Here is a 217-nt window from a genome sequence, read left to right as displayed (position 1 = left end):
CGATTGCCACTAATGCAGCATTAACTCATTCTCAGGCGACAAATGTGTCAATGATTGCGCGTGATGGTTTTGCAAGAGTCATTAACCCAATTCATACCATTCGTGATGGCGATACTATTTTTACCCTTTCAACTGGTCAACATGAAGCTGATGGTTCTGTTATTTGCTCTCTTGCCGCGGAAGTGATGGCGATAGCTGTAATAAGGGCGGTTAGAGC

At 44.2% G+C, this 217-nt stretch carries 1 protein-coding gene; it reads left to right on the top strand.

Going from position 1 to position 217, the window contains the following annotated elements; translation table 11 throughout:
• Positions 1-2 precede the first annotated feature (2 nt).
• A partial coding sequence (locus tag V6256_RS16525; protein ID WP_424141083.1) for a P1 family peptidase occupies positions 3-217 on the top strand: 215 nt, incomplete at its 3' end.

Source organism: Psychromonas aquatilis, from assembly GCF_038155185.1.
Lineage (GTDB): Bacteria > Pseudomonadota > Gammaproteobacteria > Enterobacterales > Psychromonadaceae > Psychromonas > Psychromonas aquatilis.
This window is presented reverse-complemented; position numbering and strand designations above follow the sequence as displayed.